This is a genomic window from Paenibacillus polygoni, assembly GCF_030263935.1.
In the GTDB taxonomy this organism is placed as follows: domain Bacteria; phylum Bacillota; class Bacilli; order Paenibacillales; family Paenibacillaceae; genus Paenibacillus; species Paenibacillus polygoni.
On sequence record NZ_CP127162.1, the window covers coordinates 1,714,688 to 1,729,890 of the forward strand.

The window sequence follows — 15,203 nt, forward strand, 5'->3', positions numbered from 1 at the left end:
AGTTTGTATTAAACTATTGGTTAGTATAGGTAAAACCTACTGTTTGTTGTGTTTAAATATAGGAGGCAGAGAAAAAATGGCTAAGTATACTTGGGTAGAAAAAGATACATGTATCGCTTGCGGTGCTTGTGGTGCCACAGCACCTGATATTTACGATTACGATGATGAAGGTCTTGCAGAAGTGATTTATAGCGGGGATGCAAACCACGGTAACGTTGAAATCCCAGAAGATCTTCATGAAGATATGCAAGATGCTTGTGATGGATGCCCTACCGATTCCATTAAAGTTGCAGATACACCATTTAACATGGAAGGTTAATTTCATCCATTTCAGACGCCTTGGTGCCGATTTTCGGTGCCGGGCGTTTTTTTATGGAAATAGATCTACACTTTCCGGCACAGGCCGAGGACGGAACTCGAGCAAGGCTTGTCCACGGCCAAACGAATCCGGATAAACGTATTACTGCTGCATTAAGGGTTTGTTGATTCGCCGATAATGACGAAGACCGCAATTAAGATAATTAGGAGCAAAACGCTTAGTGCAGTCCAGTATAAGGCTTTCCGGTTTACTTCCTCTTTCTTTTGCTGCAAGCTTGGTTTCTTCCTCTTTTGAGACATGTCAGATGCTCCTTTCACGACAAAAGTTAGGTTTTATCATAAGCTTTCTCTATTGTATTCAAACTGGGATAAATTATCAAAGTATTATATCTATCCAGATCTTCGTAAAAGGGTAGGAGTTGGGTCTCTATCCCTTTTCTTTTGCAACAAAAAACGCTAAACTGGAGAGTAGAGGGGAAGCTGGTGATATCAAAAAGTAAGCTGTATTCATACTATATGTTGTTAGTTTACATACGATATAGCTAGATATAGCAACCATGTTTTGATACATTTGTAAGCTCCCATAAATAGATCTAGTAAACGGAGTGGATGATTTGCTGTATCGTAATTTCGGAAAACCTTTTTTCTTCGCAATGGACGCTGAAAAAGCACACCATCTTGTAATAGGCAGTCTAAACAAAGCAGGCCGAATACCAGGAGGAGTGAGTTTGCTTCGCTCCATGTATCGTGTACGTGAAACAGCGGATCTAGCCACCGATTTATTCGGTCTCCATTTTCCAACGCCGATAGGTCTTGCTGCAGGACTGGATAAGAATGGGGAAGCTGTTCCTGGTTTTTCTTCCATTGGATTTGGATTCATGGAAGTGGGAACCGTAACTCCTGAACCACAACCAGGAAATGAACAGCCTAGACTGTTCAGACTCCCTCAAGATGAAGCTCTTATTAACCGAATGGGCTTTAATAACCAAGGTGCAGCAGCAATGGCAACGGTTTTATCTGGGATAAAAGAAAGACCCATACCGGTTGGCATTAATATTGGAAAAAACAAGATCACTGCGAATGAGGATGCTCCATTAGATTATCGCAAGTGTATCGAAAAGTTGTATTCGCATGCTGACTTTTTTGTTGTAAATATCAGTTCTCCAAATACACCGGATCTGCGCAGCTTGCAGCACGGAAGTGAACTTAGTGATTTGCTTGCTGCAGTTATGGATCAGATGAAGAAAGAATCTCAGAAATCAGGTGTAAAGAAGCCTGTTTTAGTTAAGATTGCACCGGATGTAACTGAGGTTGAACTAAAATATATGGTGGATACGATTTCAAAAAGCGGTGTTTCGGGTATCATAGCTACGAATACAACAATAAGCCGCGAAGGATTGACTCATGAGAATGCGAAAGAAACAGGTGGACTGAGCGGTAAGCCGCTTCGTGATCGTTCAACTGAAATCATCAGCCAGATTTACCGTCAAACGAATGGGCAGCTCCCTATTATCGGATCGGGAGGCATTTTTACAGCAAAAGATGCTTACGACAAAATTAAAGCGGGGGCAAGCTTGGTTGAGATTTATACCGCACTTATTTATGAAGGTCCTGAGATTAATCAACGTCTTCATGAAGGACTCAGAGAACTGCTTCGTAAGGATGGTTATCGTCACATTTCCGAAGCGGTCGGAGCAGACCATAGATAAGTGGCTGGTACTATAATGAGTAAGATTTAGGTATGAGCATAAGACAGGAGGCATAGGCAATGGACGGAAGAGACTGGGGGACATTTTTGCTTCCTTACGAACAGACCGTAGAGGAACTTAAGGTTAAGTTTAAAACAATGCGGGCGGAACTTAAAAAACGTGAAGAGTATGCACCTATCGAATTCGTAACCGGTCGCGTCAAGAAAATTTCAAGTATCTTGGATAAAGCCAAACGGCTTTCCGTGCCCATGAATGAAATTGAAACGGGGATCGAGGATATCGCAGGTATTCGGATCATGTGTCAATTTGTAGAGGATATCCGCAGAGTGGCCGAGTACATTCGGGAACGAAAAGACTTAAAAGTTCTTTATGAGAAGGACTACATTACCAATTTCAAGGAAAGCGGTTATCGTAGTTTCCATATGATTGTTGAATACCCTGTCCAGACAGCGCTTGGTCAAAAGCATGTACTTGCTGAGATCCAGATTCGAACCCTGGCGATGAATTTTTGGGCAACCATTGAGCATTCCTTGAACTACAAATTCAGAGACAACCTGCCTGACATGGTCAGAGAACGACTGAAGAAAACGTCTGAAGCCGCCTTTATCCTGGACAATGAGATGTCTGCAATACGGCTTGAGATTTTGGAAGCTCAAAAGACGTTTGAAGATGAGTCCAGTATCATTTCCAAGACACTTGCCATCATTCATCAGTTATACTTCTATCACCTTGTGGATGAGGCAATTGATGCCCAAGAGAAATTTAATACGTACTGGCAGGCACACGATATCGAGGCGATTAAGCATTTATCCGGAGAAGTTAAGGAGCTGCTTAATAACGCAAGAAAAAGCAGTGAAACTGATGAGTTCTAAATACGATCCGCTTTATGTCGATTACCTGGTCTATTTTAACCGGGATCAGGACTATTTCGAGTGTCATGAAGTACTTGAGGAATTGTGGCTTGCTGAGGATCGTGAGCCTGTATATAAAGGATTATTGCAAGTCGCTGTAGGGATGTATCATTATCGGAATCAGAATCTGCGCGGTGCACAGTTAATGCTTACCAGCGCGATTCAGATTCTTGAACCGTATCCCGAGCAGTTCCTGGGTATAGAACTTGGACTCCTTCTCTCATCTTGCCGTAATGCCCTTGAGAAACTGCAGCATTCGGACCAGATTCCAGTACCTTATCAGGATTATACAATCGTGATAGGGGATGATGAACTCGAAGAAGCGGTATACCAGAGATCGAAGGAATTAAAACCGAGTATACCTCAGCGGAGAAGCCCGACACGGGGGAAAGTGTACGAGGAACGAATGAAAGCAATGGGTAAAAACGGATTCACATCCTAATCATATAAACCCCCGACTCTTCACTGACAAAGTGAAAGAAATCGGGGGTTTATATGATTATATATTTAGCTTTTTGGCAGGATTAACCGGGATGTACTTCGCTAGAAGAAGGAGCACCTTCGGGAGCATATTTATCATCAATAAAGGTCTGGATTTCCTCTATCGATTTCCCTGCTGCACTGAGTTCTACGGTATCTCGCAGTTCTTCTAGACAAATACCGCACTGGGCTCCGTGATCGGTCCAAGTCACTTCACCGTTCTCTTCAGAGGCGATAAAGCAGCGGTAAAGGGAATCATGAGCTGATTCATAATCCATACATCCACAGTAACAGTTGAGCATTTTCAGCTTCTCTTTAACTTGTCCAACAAGAGCATAGGTCGCTTGTGTGTTATCTGTATATTTTGTGAGGAATTCAGGCATTTCAGTGAGAGAGGCACTTGCCTCATACTGTTCGCTTTCTTTGCCATGCATGGTGTGGTCGTGTCCTGCTTCTTTTTGCCCACAGGCACTTAGTGCAAGGCTGCCGAAGATGAGACCGGCGAAGAGGGTTCCATACCATTTGGTTTTCAATTTGCAGCCTCTCCTTTATATTTCGTAAAGAAAGTTCTGATATCTTCTTCCGTATAACCGGTATTCGTGCCTTCTTCTTGAATACCGCCAACAAGACGCTCTTTCTCTACACCTTTCTCAAAATAAACAAGGGTTGGTGTGAATTCAATATTGTATTCTCTCCAGCCGCTGTCAAACTCCCTTAGATTAAACTGGGGAAGATCGATACCTAAGTCGTCGGCAATCGGCATGAGTTTCGGAGTCGTTGCACGGCAGTGAGGACAATCAGAAGCAAAGAAATATACGAAAAAGTCCTCTTTGTTATCAATTTTCCCTTTGAGTTCTTCCGGGAGGATGATATTCTGATAATTTGGGTCATCTAATATTTCAATTGTTGAGGCACTCAGCTTCGACTGAGGAAGCCCGTATACTTCGTTAATATCTTTGTTATTGATCATATTCATGGTGATAAGTGCGCCGATCAGTATGACAAATGCAGCAATAAAGGCAATAATAGCAGTGTTCGATTTTTTGTTTTTCTTACCGGTATAGCCTGTCTTCGTTTTGGTTTGTGTTTTAGAACTCATTGTTCATCCCCCGTCAATATGATAAATTATGGAACTGGTTTAATGCCCTTCATTATACAACATTACGCATTGTAGTGGAACAGGAATACGGGGATGGATTTATTAAATAAGATACAGACTGCGACAGATATTCTAATAACAGAACAGCATAATCGTATTCTTATAGCGTTACAACTGCCTTTACGCTCTATAGAACGTATGTAATCTTTGTATTTTACGTAATATGAACAATTTGTGAAGTCTTATTTGAAAATAAGATCCGGTAGGATGGAGGTGGACTTTAGTATGAGTCAGCAAATGAATCAAAAGAAAACGGTGAAAAAGTTGCGCATTGATAAAATTTTAAGTCATATGGGATATGGCACTCGTTCGGAAATTAAGAAAGCAGTAAAGAATGGGTATGTTACGGTGAACGGGAAGCGGATCAAGGACAGCGGGATGCAAGTGGATCCATATAAAGATCTGATAGAAATTGACGGTGAAACGGTGAAGTATAGAGAGTTCATTTATCTGATGCTTCATAAGCCGCCAGGGGTAATATCAGCTACAGAGGATGTAAGGGAAAAGACGGTAATTGATCTTCTTGATCCGGAATACGCATTGTTCCAGCCATTTCCGGTCGGACGTTTAGATAAGGATACTGAAGGGCTGCTGATTCTCACGAATGATGGACAACTCTCACATAACTTACTATCTCCGAAGAAGCATGTACCCAAAACATATGAAGCCGTTGTCTCAGGGGAGATGGGAGAGAAAGAAATTCATGCTTTTCAGCAGGGCGTAACCCTGGATGATGGATACACAACGAAACCGGCAGTTCTAGAGATTATCTCTGTCGATCCTAGTGAAGAGGGAACTACCTCTCGCGTGCTGGTTACGATTCATGAAGGGAAATTCCATCAAGTGAAACGGATGTTTGAAGCAGTTCAGTCGAAAGTCTTATATCTGAAGCGCATCTCGATGGGAGCTTTGCAGTTAGATCCACTGCTTCCGATTGGATCTTTTCGTGAGCTAACGGAGGAAGAACTGAATATTCTCACCGAGACAGAAATTACAAAATAATAAAGAAATAAGGATGGTTAGCATATGAATTATAAACTGATTGCACTAGACGTAGATGGAACTCTCCTCCATGATAATCATGAATTATCGGAAGAGAATAAAGATAGTATCAAGGCAGCGGTGAGTCTCGGGGCTGAGCTGGTGCTTTGCACCGGCAGAGGACCGGTAAGTACGATGCCTATTATGGAAAAAATGGGACTCAGCGGTTATGTGATCACACATAACGGAGCCGTTACCGTTGACTTAAAAACGCAGAAAGTAATCGACCAGTTCCCAATGGATGCAGAGGGTCTGCAGCCTTATGTAGATTATTGCCGGGAGCATGGGATTCATTTTGATGTGAATACGGCGTTTGGTTTGTATATTGATAAAGCAGATCAAATGACCCCGAAAATGCGCAGTATGTATGATGAAGTTTTTCTTGAACCTATGAACTTGCCGCACTGGTCAGAATTAAAAGAACCGGTTGTGAAATTCTCGGCTTTTGGCGATCTAGAAACGATGAATGAGCTTGAAAAAGAGTGGAACACTTGGAACAGCCCGTTTTATATGGTCCGCAGCGGCGATTTCTTCCTGGATCTTATGCATAAGGATGCTTCTAAAGGAGAGGCACTGAGACGTCTCGCAGCGAGCAAGGGAATTGCTCGGGAGAACGTTCTGGCTATGGGAAACTACTATAATGATATTACGATGCTAACATTTGCAGGTAAGGGTATTGCGATGGATAATTCCCCTGTTGATGTAAAGGCAGCAGCTGACGAAGTTACCCTGTCTAATAATGAAGATGGAGTTCATCATGCCCTCGAAAAATTTGTAGTCGGTGTTAAGTAATATTCTTCCTTGTCCCAGGGTACTACTATGGATATCAAATACTCTTCAACCAAGAGTGAAATGGTCTACAGGAGGTTAACATAAGATGAGCTATCATATTCGGCTGCGGCCCGATTTGCGAACAGCAAATGGAGAAGTTCAAGATATTTTAATTGAAGACAGGTATGCCGGCACGCTTATTCTTGTCTTCCGGGAAGGCCATCGGCTTGCAGGTAGTGTTCAGCTGGATGCCAAAAGCGTCCCCTTGAAGGCCAAAGAAGAGATTGTTACTTATATCGAGCAATATTTACTGCAATACCGTGATGCGGTAGATGCCGAACATATTGATATTTTGTTAACCTGGGGCGAGGTGGAAAGCGTCCTTGAAGATGAGGAAGGTTACGAGGAAGATACACCGCCGCCTGCATCAGAGTCTATTATTCCTGAGCCATCGCCTCTTTTCCTATATGAAGATGAGAGCGGTGAAATGCAGATTGAGCTGATCTCTGCCGGACGATTCGTGTCTTCCTTTGAACTGCAAAATGGGAAGGGAGAGACGATAGCCCATGCGGTTCTAAAGCAGTATGGTACAGACATCCAGGGAAAAGTAGACTGGCTGAAGGAACCGCTGGAGGAGGAACTTGAATCCGCGGAAGAACTTTTAGTTGCTGAAGTGGATGATGGGGAGATTGATACCATTACCATTGAGATGAAATATAAAGATACAATGATTACCATCCTTGAACTCGTTAGACAAGATCACGCCCCTTCATCAGATGAGGCAGAGGGTCCCGATTGGGATGAGGATGGAGTAGAACTGCAGTCTATCTTAGATCAGGATGAAGAGGAAGTGGAAGAATCCTGCTACGTGAGAATGATTCGTCACGATCAGGAGATTGTATCTTACGATCTGTTTCTTCAGGAGCACGGGGGATTACCTGTCGCTTCTGCTACCGTAGATATAAGTGAAGCAGTAGTCTCGGGATATATGGATTTCTATATAGAACCTTCGGAGGAACAGCGGCACGACCTTGTCTTGGTCCTTTCCAAAGAAATTGAAAAAGAGGTCGATATAAAACAGCTGCACATTACCATGTTATATCGAAATGTTGTTATTGATGAAATGCTGCTGACTTCGGATGAAGATTAAAAATAAATAAAGCTATAAGTTAAAAGGCATCCTTGTCGGGATGCCTTTTTCTTATGTATTTACAAGGAAACAGACACTTAGCTGTCCTCTGTGATGTCCTCTGCTTTTATGAAAAGAATGGGTACCTTCTTTACTAATTTACATAAGCTAAGATATCATGATGAAAGAATTACTTGATAAGATGACTACGAGAAAGGGGCTCTAATACATGCGATTGCTCCAAGCGTTATTTTTCCCTCCTGAACAGCCGGGCGGGGTATCCTCCATGATTCCTTATATGCAAGAACGTTTTAGCAGCCCAAGATGGGAGATGGAATTGTTCTCCTTGCCAAAACGGATTCGGAATAAAGGCAGTGAGGAAGTTGTATTTGATACGTTTGATTGGACTCTTTATCAGGACAGTCCTGTGGTCACCAAATACATTCAAACATACCGTGATTACTTATGGTGGGTGAAGCTCCGGCTACATAAAACTTATGATCTTATTCATGCACATCATCCCATTGCCGGACTTGCCATGAAAGAAGCATATCCTGAGGTTTCTCTTATTCAAACCATTCACTCAAGTTACGAGAGAGAACTCATACTCAACGGAAGAATCAAAGAGGGGGGATTGGAACATCAGTTCCTGACTTCGCTCTATAAAGAATTAGAAGCTAAAGCAGATTGTCTCCTTACGGTTTCTGAATCATTTAAAGACTATTTGAGACCTTATATACAGCATCCTGAGAAGATTGATATTATTCCTAATGGATTTGATGAGAAGCGTTTTAAGCCTGTCCCTCATGAAAATGAAGTGCCTCAGCTTGTCACTGTATGCCGCCTTGTCCCAGCAAAAGGGATTGATACGCTGCTGAGGGCTTGTTATGAGCTCAAAAAGAAAGGGCATGACTATGTCCTTCATATTATTGGGGATGGTCCGATCCGTTCCGAGCTTGAGAAGTTGGCACAGGAGCTTGGCATATATAACGAAACGATATTTTATGGGTACACGCTTCATCCCGAGGAGTTTATGCCGTTCTTTGATATCTTTGTTCTTCCCTCGAGAGCAGAAGCATTCGGTTCGGTATTTGCAGAAGCAGCACTAAGCTCACTTGCACTAGTTGGGACGGATATCGGAGGGATTGCAGAACAAATCGAAGATGGAGTAAATGGACTGCTTGTTCCCGAGAACAACCCTGTTGCGCTTGCTGATGCACTGGAAAAAGTCATTCTTGATCCAGCGTACCGATATGAACTGGCCCGTACGGCAAGTGAGAAAGCAAAATCAGAATACTCGCTCAGCCGTTCTGTTAATTTGCTCAAGAAGCTGTATTTACAGTATGAAGTATGCAGTTAAGAAGAAGAGTTACGATTTACTGCGAAAGGAACCGAGCGGGCTTTTGATTAGATGAAAAACCCAGACGATCGCAAGCAGCCCGTAAACGGGATATAAGATGGATAGTAAGGAACTGAATCCAAACTGGCTTACTAAATAACAAGTTGTCATGATGAACAAGGTAAGAAGTTTTGGCGACACTTGGATATGCTGACGCACTTGCAGTGTAATTCCATAAATATCGGCAACAAACGTACTGAAAATTTCCATGAAGATAAGAATAACATAGATGATCTGTATGGCGGCTCCCAAAGCGAAGGCAATACTCCCCATTGGAATCTCGAATTGCCGAATTCCTGGCATATAGGCGGAGATCGCGAAGTGGGCCGTCATTAGCATGCAGCCAATCCCAATTCCTCCAATGATTCCTCCATACTTAATAACATTCCTGTCTTTTAGCTGACTGCCAAGAGGGACAAGTATAGCTTGAGCCATAGCTAGGTTGAAGGACGTATACAACAGCGGAGACAGCCAAGTAGCAAACATGCTGCGGTCGTAATCCAGACGGATGAAATTAAAAGCTGATGGATGATGAATTGTATTGATGAGAATCATGAGCGATAACAGAAGCATAAAAGGTACAATGACACTGTTCAATTGCAAAATCGCTTTTATTCCTCTTCCAAGCAGTATATAAGTACCGATGAGAGTGATGAGAAGACCGGTTTGATAAGATAGATGAAGATTTTCTACGAAGACAGAACCTGCACCTGCCAGAATTACACTATTGACCCCAATCAGAACAAATAAAGTGAAAAAACTGATCCATTTCCCTGCTTTTTTGCCAAAAAGCTCCGCGTTTAAGTCCTCATATGAATTCGCTCCGGTATCATGTGCGATCAACATCATTTTCGTACCCAGCCATACAAATAGCAGGCTCGACAAGACAATGGTGAGACTGGCCCATTTTCCATACTCGGTAAAAAACTGTAAGATTTCTTGGCCTGTGGCAAAGCCAGCTCCGACAATTGTGCCAATATAAGTGAATGCAACCTGTAAGACCTTGAAACCCTGTCTCATGCGTATCCTCCTTGTCCGATCTGTGTAACAACCGCTTATAGTCGTCCAAAAAATAACTACTCGTACAAGGTATGCTCTTGTCCATCTGGACATGACAAAGAGTAAGATTAAGAAAGTGTAAGGTAGATATAGTTACAGGGAGTGGAAGAAATAAACTTTCATATTGAAAGCCACCCATATTTTATGATACTTTTACGTCATAGGATGGGCTGGGAGGTCATAACATTGGAAGTACTAAAACAAAAAATCAGAGAACAGGGCGTTGTTATTTCAGATCAGGTTCTGAAGCTTGATGCATTACTGAATCACCAGATTGATCCTGCACTTACCATGCAGATGGGCCGGGAGTTTGCGGCAAAATTTAGTGAAGATGGAGTCACACGTATCGTTACCGTTGAATCATCAGGAATTCCGGTTGCTTTTGCTGCTGCTGTGGAAATGGGAGTGCCTCTTGTTTTTGCTCGAAGAAAGAAAACATTGCTGGCTGACCCGGATGCATATTGTGAGCGTGTACCTTCGTTTACGAAGGGGATTGTAACGGATATTATGGTTTCTCGCGAGTTTCTTGGTCCAGAAGATCGGGTTCTATTTATCGATGATATTATCGCAAATGGGGATGCAGCCAAGGGTGTCATTAAAATTATCGAGCGCTCTGGAGCAGAACTCGTCGGATTCGGAGTTGTAGTTGAGAAGTGTTTCCAATCGGGTGCGAGCACCCTTCGTGAACAAGGGATTAGAGTAGAATCACTTGCGAAGATCAAGTCGCTGTCTGATGGCGAAGTCCACTTTGCTTAATCTTAAGTAAACCTCATTTCTCTTTTTGATTTATATGATGATTGCCTAATTTTGCTTAAATGCCTTTGCATCGCGTTTCGTATGGATTATAATATAAGTAGGTTAGGGAGAGGAGGCAACACCCATGGGGAAAGAACCAAACGAACAGTATTTCCTTGATAAGTTAGCGCAGTCCAAAGTTCATTTTGAGCGTGCCCTTGATTGTAAGCATACGGAGTTTGATGACCTTTATCCCTATATGCTTGAACATCCACAGTTCTTCTGGTATAAAAGGTATGTTGCTTGGTCTGAACTTCTCACTATTGTAAACCTGTGTGAAGAATTGTCCTTCTCATGGAAAGATGAATTTACACCTCACCAGGTCGAATATGTTGAACAGCGTGTGATGTCGGCGAAGGTGCTTGATTTCTGGTTCGAGAAGAACGACAGTAAAGAGCATGCTTCACGTTGATTTTTCTAGTGATTAGCCTAAAGACCTAAATGCATGCATTTAGGTCTTTTTTTGCATGTTAGAAGAGACAAGCTGCGAAGAACGCAGAAGCCGTAAGGAGGGGAACTAATAATGATAACAGATGAACGATTAAATGAACTCCGTGAGTCGGGTGAACGTGTTCGTGTCGTCAGAGACAATTTGGAAGTTAACGATGTGGTGGGTATCATCGTGGCTTGGAGTGATGAACAGATTATGGTTCGGAAACGGAATCGTCGTATTGTAAAATTAGATCGGAATTATCTGATTCAGCTGGAAAGCGAGCCAAGACAGAGTCCTACAGACATATAACTAGCACGGTATCGCCGTTCTTATTCTTATCCTTTTCATAAAAAGGGCATAAGAGAGAGAACGGTTTTTTTATTATATTTCGATATTCATTCCACCAAGGTAAACTCTCATTCTTGAGTATAATTCATTTTTATACTGAGATAAGGGAAAAACAACGCGCATCTCTTTTCCTCTTATTTTGGCATCTGCCCATAATCCTTCCTTATTCGATTTGATATTCGTAATCCGTATATCTTTTCGGGCGAACTCCATTTGTATTTCTGACAACAGCAAAGTGACACGCTCTATTCCACTGGACAGCACTTCGATATAAAGAATCGGTGTTCGAAGGAACGGTTGGTTTGTTAATACCCGCAGATCGCGGTGAAAAATGCGGTCAACGAGCAATAACTGCAAATAGCTGCATATCAGGTTTTGTTCTTCATATGATGTGTCTGCCTTCAAGTGAATCTCCCCTTCCATCATAAGAACTTATGTTCTTATTTTATGCTGTATTCCACAAATTAATCAATGAATCGTTTACTAAATATAAGAAATGAGGTTTCTATAAAAAATCACATATTTTTTTGGATCTAAACCAATAATGTATATATCCTCAATAATAAGAAAAAATTCACATCAGAAGGAGGGGGAATCATGGCAACTCGTAAACAAAAACGAAGACAACTTAAGAAAAAAGTGCTGACTTCTTTTCGGTGGGGGAGTCAAGGCTTAATCGTATGGTGTATAGCGTTAAGTATAATGATATCAGCGACGATAGGAGCGGTTCCGGTACATGCTGAGCCTGTGAAGAAAATGGTTATCATCATTGATGACCTTGGTAATGGGATGAAAGGGACGAATGAAATGCTGAATATGCCGACAACAATAAGTGTCGCGATCATGCCTTTCTTGCCGACGACGAAAAGAGATGCAGAACTTGCTCATCAAAAGGGCATTGATGTGCTTGTTCATATGCCTATGGAACCACGTAAAGGAAAAAAGGAATGGTTAGGTCCCGGTGCAATTACGACGGATTTGTCCGATGAAGAGATTCGCAAACGAGTGAATGCAGCCATTGATGAGGTTCCTTATGCAGTTGCGATGAACAATCACATGGGATCTAAAGTCACTTCGGATCGGCGTATCATGTCCATTGTGCTGGATGTATGTAAAGAAAGAGGACTCTTTTTTGTGGATAGTAAAACTGATCCAAATTCGGTTGTGGCCGAACTTGCCGCAGAAAGGGGCATGCCGCCCGTAGAAAATGATATCTTTCTGGATGATCAGTACACCATTAGCCATATATCAAGGCAGATGAGACTTGCTGAAGAGAAATTGAAGCAACAAGATATCTGTATAACGATTGGGCATGTCGGAGTGCCAGGGCTTATGACGGCTGGCATCATCAGAGATGCTATTCCCCGATTAACGGGGAAGGTCGAACTAATCAGCATCAGTGATTTGGTGAAACAAGTATGGAACTGGAATCCAGATCCTATAGTACCGACAAATAATAAATAATGCCTGCACTGATAGCTTCGGCTATTTTCTTCTGTCCACGGTTTGAGCGAAGCATCTCCCGATCTTGTAAGTTACTGATAAAACCGGCCTCAACGATGACGGCTGGTTTCTTTACATAATTGAGTAAATAAAAAGGTTTACCCCATTCTACCTGGCGATCCGTTTGATACATCGTATTCAGTGAACTTTGAATCGATTCAGCAAGCATATAACTTTTTCCTTCCCGCTGATGAAGGACGACAGGACCATGTGATTTTTCTTTTTTGCTCCAGTTCACATGAATACTGACAATAAGATCAGATGGAAGTTCATCACTAAGTCCTTTTCGCTGTGCCAAGTCTTTTAAATGCCGGGAATTGCTTTTAAGCCAAGTATTGTCATCGCTGAGTGCGTAGTCTCCATTTCGATTCAGTACGACAGCATAACCTTTTGATTTGAGCATTAAGTACACTTTTTGGGAGATCGCAAGATTAATGTTTTTTTCAAGTAAATCATCAGCAGATGTTCCTCCGTCAATCCCCCCATGGCCTGCATCAATAAGGATAACGGGGTGACGAAATGCAGCATGCGATACGTGATCTTCTTCCACTTGCGGGACAGGCGCTGCTGCTCCGTTCACAGATCCGATAAGGAAAAGAAAAAGTACAGAAAAACACGTGATCATTCGTTTTAGCATCTAAACTAAACCTTCCTTCCCGTGTATTGCTTAGCTTCTCATTTCAAACTCTTTACCATAGGCTGTACAAATTTCAATGTTTCATTCAGTAGTAAAAATAGAAATGTTTATTTATTTAGTTTCCGTACACACTAAGAATAAGAACTTCAGGTTATAAGGGAGTGAATGGACATGGCTAAAGGAAATGATTTAATTAGATATATAACCGAGCAAGTGGTTGATTATATGGAAAAGCCGAAAGAGGAGCGTAAATCCCAAAGAAAGAGAAAAGAACCTTGGCAGACAAAATGGTTTGGAATGCTTCCGCTCGGAGTATCCATGTGGGCAAAGGATAAGAAAAAGGAAAAAAGTTCACAAAAAAAAGAATCAGAATACCGCATCTGATTCTTGAGTTCAAAAGCCTTATTCCATTACATAAAGGGATAGGGCTTATTTTATGTTCTCGTAAAATTCTCCATTTCCAATCAGTTTGTTCACGGGAATATACCTAACTAGGGATGGATCTGTGCCAATACGAACGTATGAGACGTTCGTTGTACCAGGGCTGGTCCATGTTGTATATCCTGAGATGGAAAGTGGACCGCTAAACCACATATTGAAATCAGAAGAACGAAAGATGAGCTGTTTTGACGTATCTAACTCTTTTAGAAGCATAAGGTCAGATGTAATAGGTAACGAATTTGAAACTCGCCACTTCAAATTTTCCGAAGAATCAAACAGGGGAGAGGTCAGTTGTATCGTTTGAATGGTATGGCTTGTCCCAATTGAATCGGATCGGTCATCTACAATAAGCGGCTTAGCGAGCCTTTCCGGGTTATCAGGAAGCACATCGCCATTACTGGCATCTACATAGATCGTTTTCGCTTCTTTTTCGATCACCCAATAGGGTAATCCCCCTGTATACTCCATTTCATAACGACTTGAATGTACCGGACTCTGTTCTTGACGAGAAAGATTTCCTAGTGAATATAACAATTCAGGATCGAAAACGGAGGAAGTTCCTACCCCATATTCAGTAACTAGATATTTGATCTCTGAAGCCTTCGTTTCTTCGATAGATGATTGTTCTGCTGTAATGATGAGGTAACCCACGATCTCTTTTCCTTGATAAACATGCACAAGAAAACTGTGCGTTCCGGGACCAAGCGGCATAATCTGAAGACGGGAGTTAATAAAGTCAGCAAATTCGCTCGTTTGCGAAAGCTCTTTTATGGTATGCTCTGCAACCTGAAAGACGGAGGCAGGAGCGGTATTATGATGAGAAATAGAGCTTTGACCAGCGTAGGATGGAGTATGGCCAGCGAAAGAAAACAATACGGCACACAACAAGCTCAGCATATATTTTGTTCGTTTCAAGGATAGGACACCTTCTTTTCTGCAAGCATAAAACGGCACCTGCTGTTCTTATCTACATTTTACCGAGGAAAGAACGAGAAAGGTGCTGTTTACTGGAGTGGACTTTAAGAAAGACACGCACTAGTTTTGACGAAAAAAGTGATGTTTCCTTTTCC

Annotated in this window: 20 protein-coding genes; 13 read left to right on the forward strand and 7 right to left on the reverse strand. The window is 42.0% G+C overall.

Going from position 1 to position 15,203, the window contains the following annotated elements; translation table 11 throughout:
- Window positions 1-76: 76 nt before the first annotated feature.
- The gene (locus QPK24_RS08255; RefSeq protein ID WP_160033042.1) at window positions 77-319 is read left to right on the forward strand and encodes a ferredoxin; all 243 of its coding nucleotides are present in this window, start codon (window positions 77-79) and stop codon (window positions 317-319) included.
- 152 nt (window positions 320-471) lie between these two features.
- Here the strand turns inward: QPK24_RS08255 and QPK24_RS08260 are convergent, their stop codons facing one another.
- The gene (locus tag QPK24_RS08260; protein ID WP_285747767.1) at window positions 472-618 is read right to left on the reverse strand and encodes a hypothetical protein; all 147 of its coding nucleotides are present in this window, start codon (window positions 616-618) and stop codon (window positions 472-474) included.
- 314 nt (window positions 619-932) lie between these two features.
- Here QPK24_RS08260 and QPK24_RS08265 point away from each other — a divergent pair, with 314 nt between their 5' ends.
- The 3 genes from QPK24_RS08265 to QPK24_RS08275 are packed head-to-tail and all read left to right on the forward strand — an operon-like array spanning window position 933 to window position 3,380.
- A complete protein-coding gene (locus QPK24_RS08265) occupies window positions 933-2,027 on the forward strand; it encodes a quinone-dependent dihydroorotate dehydrogenase (protein ID WP_285747769.1) in 1,095 nt (364 codons plus the stop codon).
- Between the two features lie 59 nt (window positions 2,028-2,086).
- On the forward strand, window positions 2,087-2,899 hold the full coding sequence (locus QPK24_RS08270) for a GTP diphosphokinase (RefSeq protein WP_285747770.1): 813 nt from the start codon (window positions 2,087-2,089) through the stop codon (window positions 2,897-2,899).
- Window positions 2,889-3,380, forward strand: a complete 492-nt coding sequence (locus tag QPK24_RS08275; RefSeq protein ID WP_285747772.1) for a DUF309 domain-containing protein — start codon at window positions 2,889-2,891, stop codon at window positions 3,378-3,380. The genes QPK24_RS08270 and QPK24_RS08275 overlap by 11 nt, the downstream gene beginning before the upstream one ends.
- 82 nt (window positions 3,381-3,462) lie before the next feature.
- On the opposite strand, the gene QPK24_RS08280 is transcribed toward QPK24_RS08275, so the two are convergent.
- Both QPK24_RS08280 and QPK24_RS08285 read right to left on the reverse strand, forming a co-directional pair.
- Entirely contained in the window at window positions 3,463-3,951 is a 489-nt protein-coding gene (locus QPK24_RS08280; protein WP_285747774.1) for a PCYCGC motif-containing (lipo)protein, read from the reverse strand.
- Window positions 3,948-4,517 carry a thioredoxin family protein gene (locus tag QPK24_RS08285; RefSeq protein ID WP_285747776.1) on the reverse strand — a complete coding sequence of 190 codons (570 nt, stop codon included), beginning with the start codon at window positions 4,515-4,517 and terminating at the stop codon, window positions 3,948-3,950. Before QPK24_RS08285 ends, QPK24_RS08280 begins: the two co-directional genes overlap by 4 nt.
- Window positions 4,518-4,802: 285 nt before the next feature.
- Here QPK24_RS08285 and QPK24_RS08290 point away from each other — a divergent pair, with 285 nt between their 5' ends.
- The 4 genes from QPK24_RS08290 to QPK24_RS08305 all read left to right on the forward strand — a co-directional run bounded on the left by QPK24_RS08290 (window position 4,803) and on the right by QPK24_RS08305 (window position 8,878).
- Window positions 4,803-5,579 (forward strand): pseudouridine synthase, encoded by a 777-nt coding sequence (locus tag QPK24_RS08290; RefSeq protein ID WP_285747778.1) that lies wholly within the window; start codon window positions 4,803-4,805, stop codon window positions 5,577-5,579.
- Window positions 5,580-5,603: 24 nt separating this feature from the next.
- The gene (locus QPK24_RS08295) at window positions 5,604-6,410 is read left to right on the forward strand and encodes a Cof-type HAD-IIB family hydrolase (protein WP_285747780.1); all 807 of its coding nucleotides are present in this window, start codon (window positions 5,604-5,606) and stop codon (window positions 6,408-6,410) included.
- Between the two features lie 85 nt (window positions 6,411-6,495).
- Window positions 6,496-7,539: a hypothetical protein gene (locus QPK24_RS08300; RefSeq protein ID WP_285747782.1), complete on the forward strand. Its 1,044-nt coding sequence runs from the start codon at window positions 6,496-6,498 to the stop codon at window positions 7,537-7,539.
- A gap of 208 nt (window positions 7,540-7,747) precedes the next feature.
- Entirely contained in the window at window positions 7,748-8,878 is a 1,131-nt protein-coding gene (locus tag QPK24_RS08305) for a glycosyltransferase family 4 protein (RefSeq protein ID WP_285747784.1), read from the forward strand.
- 9 nt (window positions 8,879-8,887) lie between these two features.
- On the opposite strand, the gene QPK24_RS08310 is transcribed toward QPK24_RS08305, so the two are convergent.
- Window positions 8,888-9,937: a YkvI family membrane protein gene (locus QPK24_RS08310; RefSeq protein WP_285747786.1), complete on the reverse strand. Its 1,050-nt coding sequence runs from the start codon at window positions 9,935-9,937 to the stop codon at window positions 8,888-8,890.
- Window positions 9,938-10,162: 225 nt separating this feature from the next.
- Here QPK24_RS08310 and QPK24_RS08315 point away from each other — a divergent pair, with 225 nt between their 5' ends.
- From QPK24_RS08315 to QPK24_RS08325, 3 genes are all read left to right on the forward strand, one after another.
- A complete protein-coding gene (locus QPK24_RS08315) occupies window positions 10,163-10,732 on the forward strand; it encodes a xanthine phosphoribosyltransferase (RefSeq protein WP_285747787.1) in 570 nt (189 codons plus the stop codon).
- A 124-nt stretch (window positions 10,733-10,856) separates the two neighbouring features.
- Complete coding sequence (locus QPK24_RS08320; protein WP_160033066.1) at window positions 10,857-11,183, forward strand: hypothetical protein; 327 nt, start codon at window positions 10,857-10,859, stop codon at window positions 11,181-11,183.
- Window positions 11,184-11,294: 111 nt separating this feature from the next.
- A complete protein-coding gene (locus QPK24_RS08325) occupies window positions 11,295-11,513 on the forward strand; it encodes a hypothetical protein (protein WP_160033068.1) in 219 nt (72 codons plus the stop codon).
- Between the two features lie 72 nt (window positions 11,514-11,585).
- Here the strand turns inward: QPK24_RS08325 and QPK24_RS08330 are convergent, their stop codons facing one another.
- Complete coding sequence (locus QPK24_RS08330) at window positions 11,586-11,957, reverse strand: YhjD family protein (protein WP_285747790.1); 372 nt, start codon at window positions 11,955-11,957, stop codon at window positions 11,586-11,588.
- A 192-nt stretch (window positions 11,958-12,149) separates the two neighbouring features.
- On the opposite strand from QPK24_RS08330, the gene QPK24_RS08335 reads away from it, so the two are divergent.
- Complete coding sequence (locus QPK24_RS08335) at window positions 12,150-13,016, forward strand: divergent polysaccharide deacetylase family protein (RefSeq protein WP_320416913.1); 867 nt, start codon at window positions 12,150-12,152, stop codon at window positions 13,014-13,016.
- On the opposite strand, the gene QPK24_RS08340 is transcribed toward QPK24_RS08335, so the two are convergent.
- On the reverse strand, window positions 12,991-13,692 hold the full coding sequence (locus QPK24_RS08340) for an N-acetylmuramoyl-L-alanine amidase family protein (protein WP_285747792.1): 702 nt from the start codon (window positions 13,690-13,692) through the stop codon (window positions 12,991-12,993). The genes QPK24_RS08335 and QPK24_RS08340 overlap by 26 nt on opposite strands.
- Before the next feature lie 171 nt (window positions 13,693-13,863).
- Here QPK24_RS08340 and QPK24_RS08345 point away from each other — a divergent pair, with 171 nt between their 5' ends.
- The gene (locus QPK24_RS08345; protein ID WP_285747794.1) at window positions 13,864-14,076 is read left to right on the forward strand and encodes a YqzE family protein; all 213 of its coding nucleotides are present in this window, start codon (window positions 13,864-13,866) and stop codon (window positions 14,074-14,076) included.
- 45 nt (window positions 14,077-14,121) lie between these two features.
- Here QPK24_RS08345 and QPK24_RS08350 read toward each other — a convergent pair whose 3' ends face one another.
- Entirely contained in the window at window positions 14,122-15,048 is a 927-nt protein-coding gene (locus QPK24_RS08350) for a hypothetical protein (RefSeq protein WP_285747796.1), read from the reverse strand.
- Window positions 15,049-15,203 lie beyond the last annotated feature (155 nt).

Excerpts from the sequence above, each read along its gene's own strand:
- QPK24_RS08290 (WP_285747778.1), top strand. The coding sequence starts at position 4,803 with ATGAGTCAGCAAATGAATCAAAAGAAAACGGTGAAAAAGTTGCGCATT.
- QPK24_RS08275 (WP_285747772.1), top strand. The coding sequence starts at position 2,889 with ATGAGTTCTAAATACGATCCGCTTTATGTCGATTACCTGGTCTATTTT.
- QPK24_RS08295 (WP_285747780.1), top strand. The coding sequence starts at position 5,604 with ATGAATTATAAACTGATTGCACTAGACGTAGATGGAACTCTCCTCCAT.
- QPK24_RS08305 (WP_285747784.1), top strand. The coding sequence starts at position 7,748 with ATGCGATTGCTCCAAGCGTTATTTTTCCCTCCTGAACAGCCGGGCGGG.
- QPK24_RS08340 (WP_285747792.1), bottom strand. The coding sequence starts at position 13,692 with ATGCTAAAACGAATGATCACGTGTTTTTCTGTACTTTTTCTTTTCCTT.
- QPK24_RS08310 (WP_285747786.1), bottom strand. The coding sequence starts at position 9,937 with ATGAGACAGGGTTTCAAGGTCTTACAGGTTGCATTCACTTATATTGGC.
- QPK24_RS08320 (WP_160033066.1), top strand. The coding sequence starts at position 10,857 with ATGGGGAAAGAACCAAACGAACAGTATTTCCTTGATAAGTTAGCGCAG.
- QPK24_RS08260 (WP_285747767.1), bottom strand. The coding sequence starts at position 618 with ATGTCTCAAAAGAGGAAGAAACCAAGCTTGCAGCAAAAGAAAGAGGAA.
- QPK24_RS08285 (WP_285747776.1), bottom strand. The coding sequence starts at position 4,517 with ATGAGTTCTAAAACACAAACCAAAACGAAGACAGGCTATACCGGTAAG.
- QPK24_RS08325 (WP_160033068.1), top strand. The coding sequence starts at position 11,295 with ATGATAACAGATGAACGATTAAATGAACTCCGTGAGTCGGGTGAACGT.
- QPK24_RS08255 (WP_160033042.1), top strand. The coding sequence starts at position 77 with ATGGCTAAGTATACTTGGGTAGAAAAAGATACATGTATCGCTTGCGGT.
- QPK24_RS08270 (WP_285747770.1), top strand. The coding sequence starts at position 2,087 with ATGGACGGAAGAGACTGGGGGACATTTTTGCTTCCTTACGAACAGACC.
- QPK24_RS08345 (WP_285747794.1), top strand. The coding sequence starts at position 13,864 with ATGGCTAAAGGAAATGATTTAATTAGATATATAACCGAGCAAGTGGTT.
- QPK24_RS08300 (WP_285747782.1), top strand. The coding sequence starts at position 6,496 with ATGAGCTATCATATTCGGCTGCGGCCCGATTTGCGAACAGCAAATGGA.
- QPK24_RS08335 (WP_320416913.1), top strand. The coding sequence starts at position 12,150 with ATGGCAACTCGTAAACAAAAACGAAGACAACTTAAGAAAAAAGTGCTG.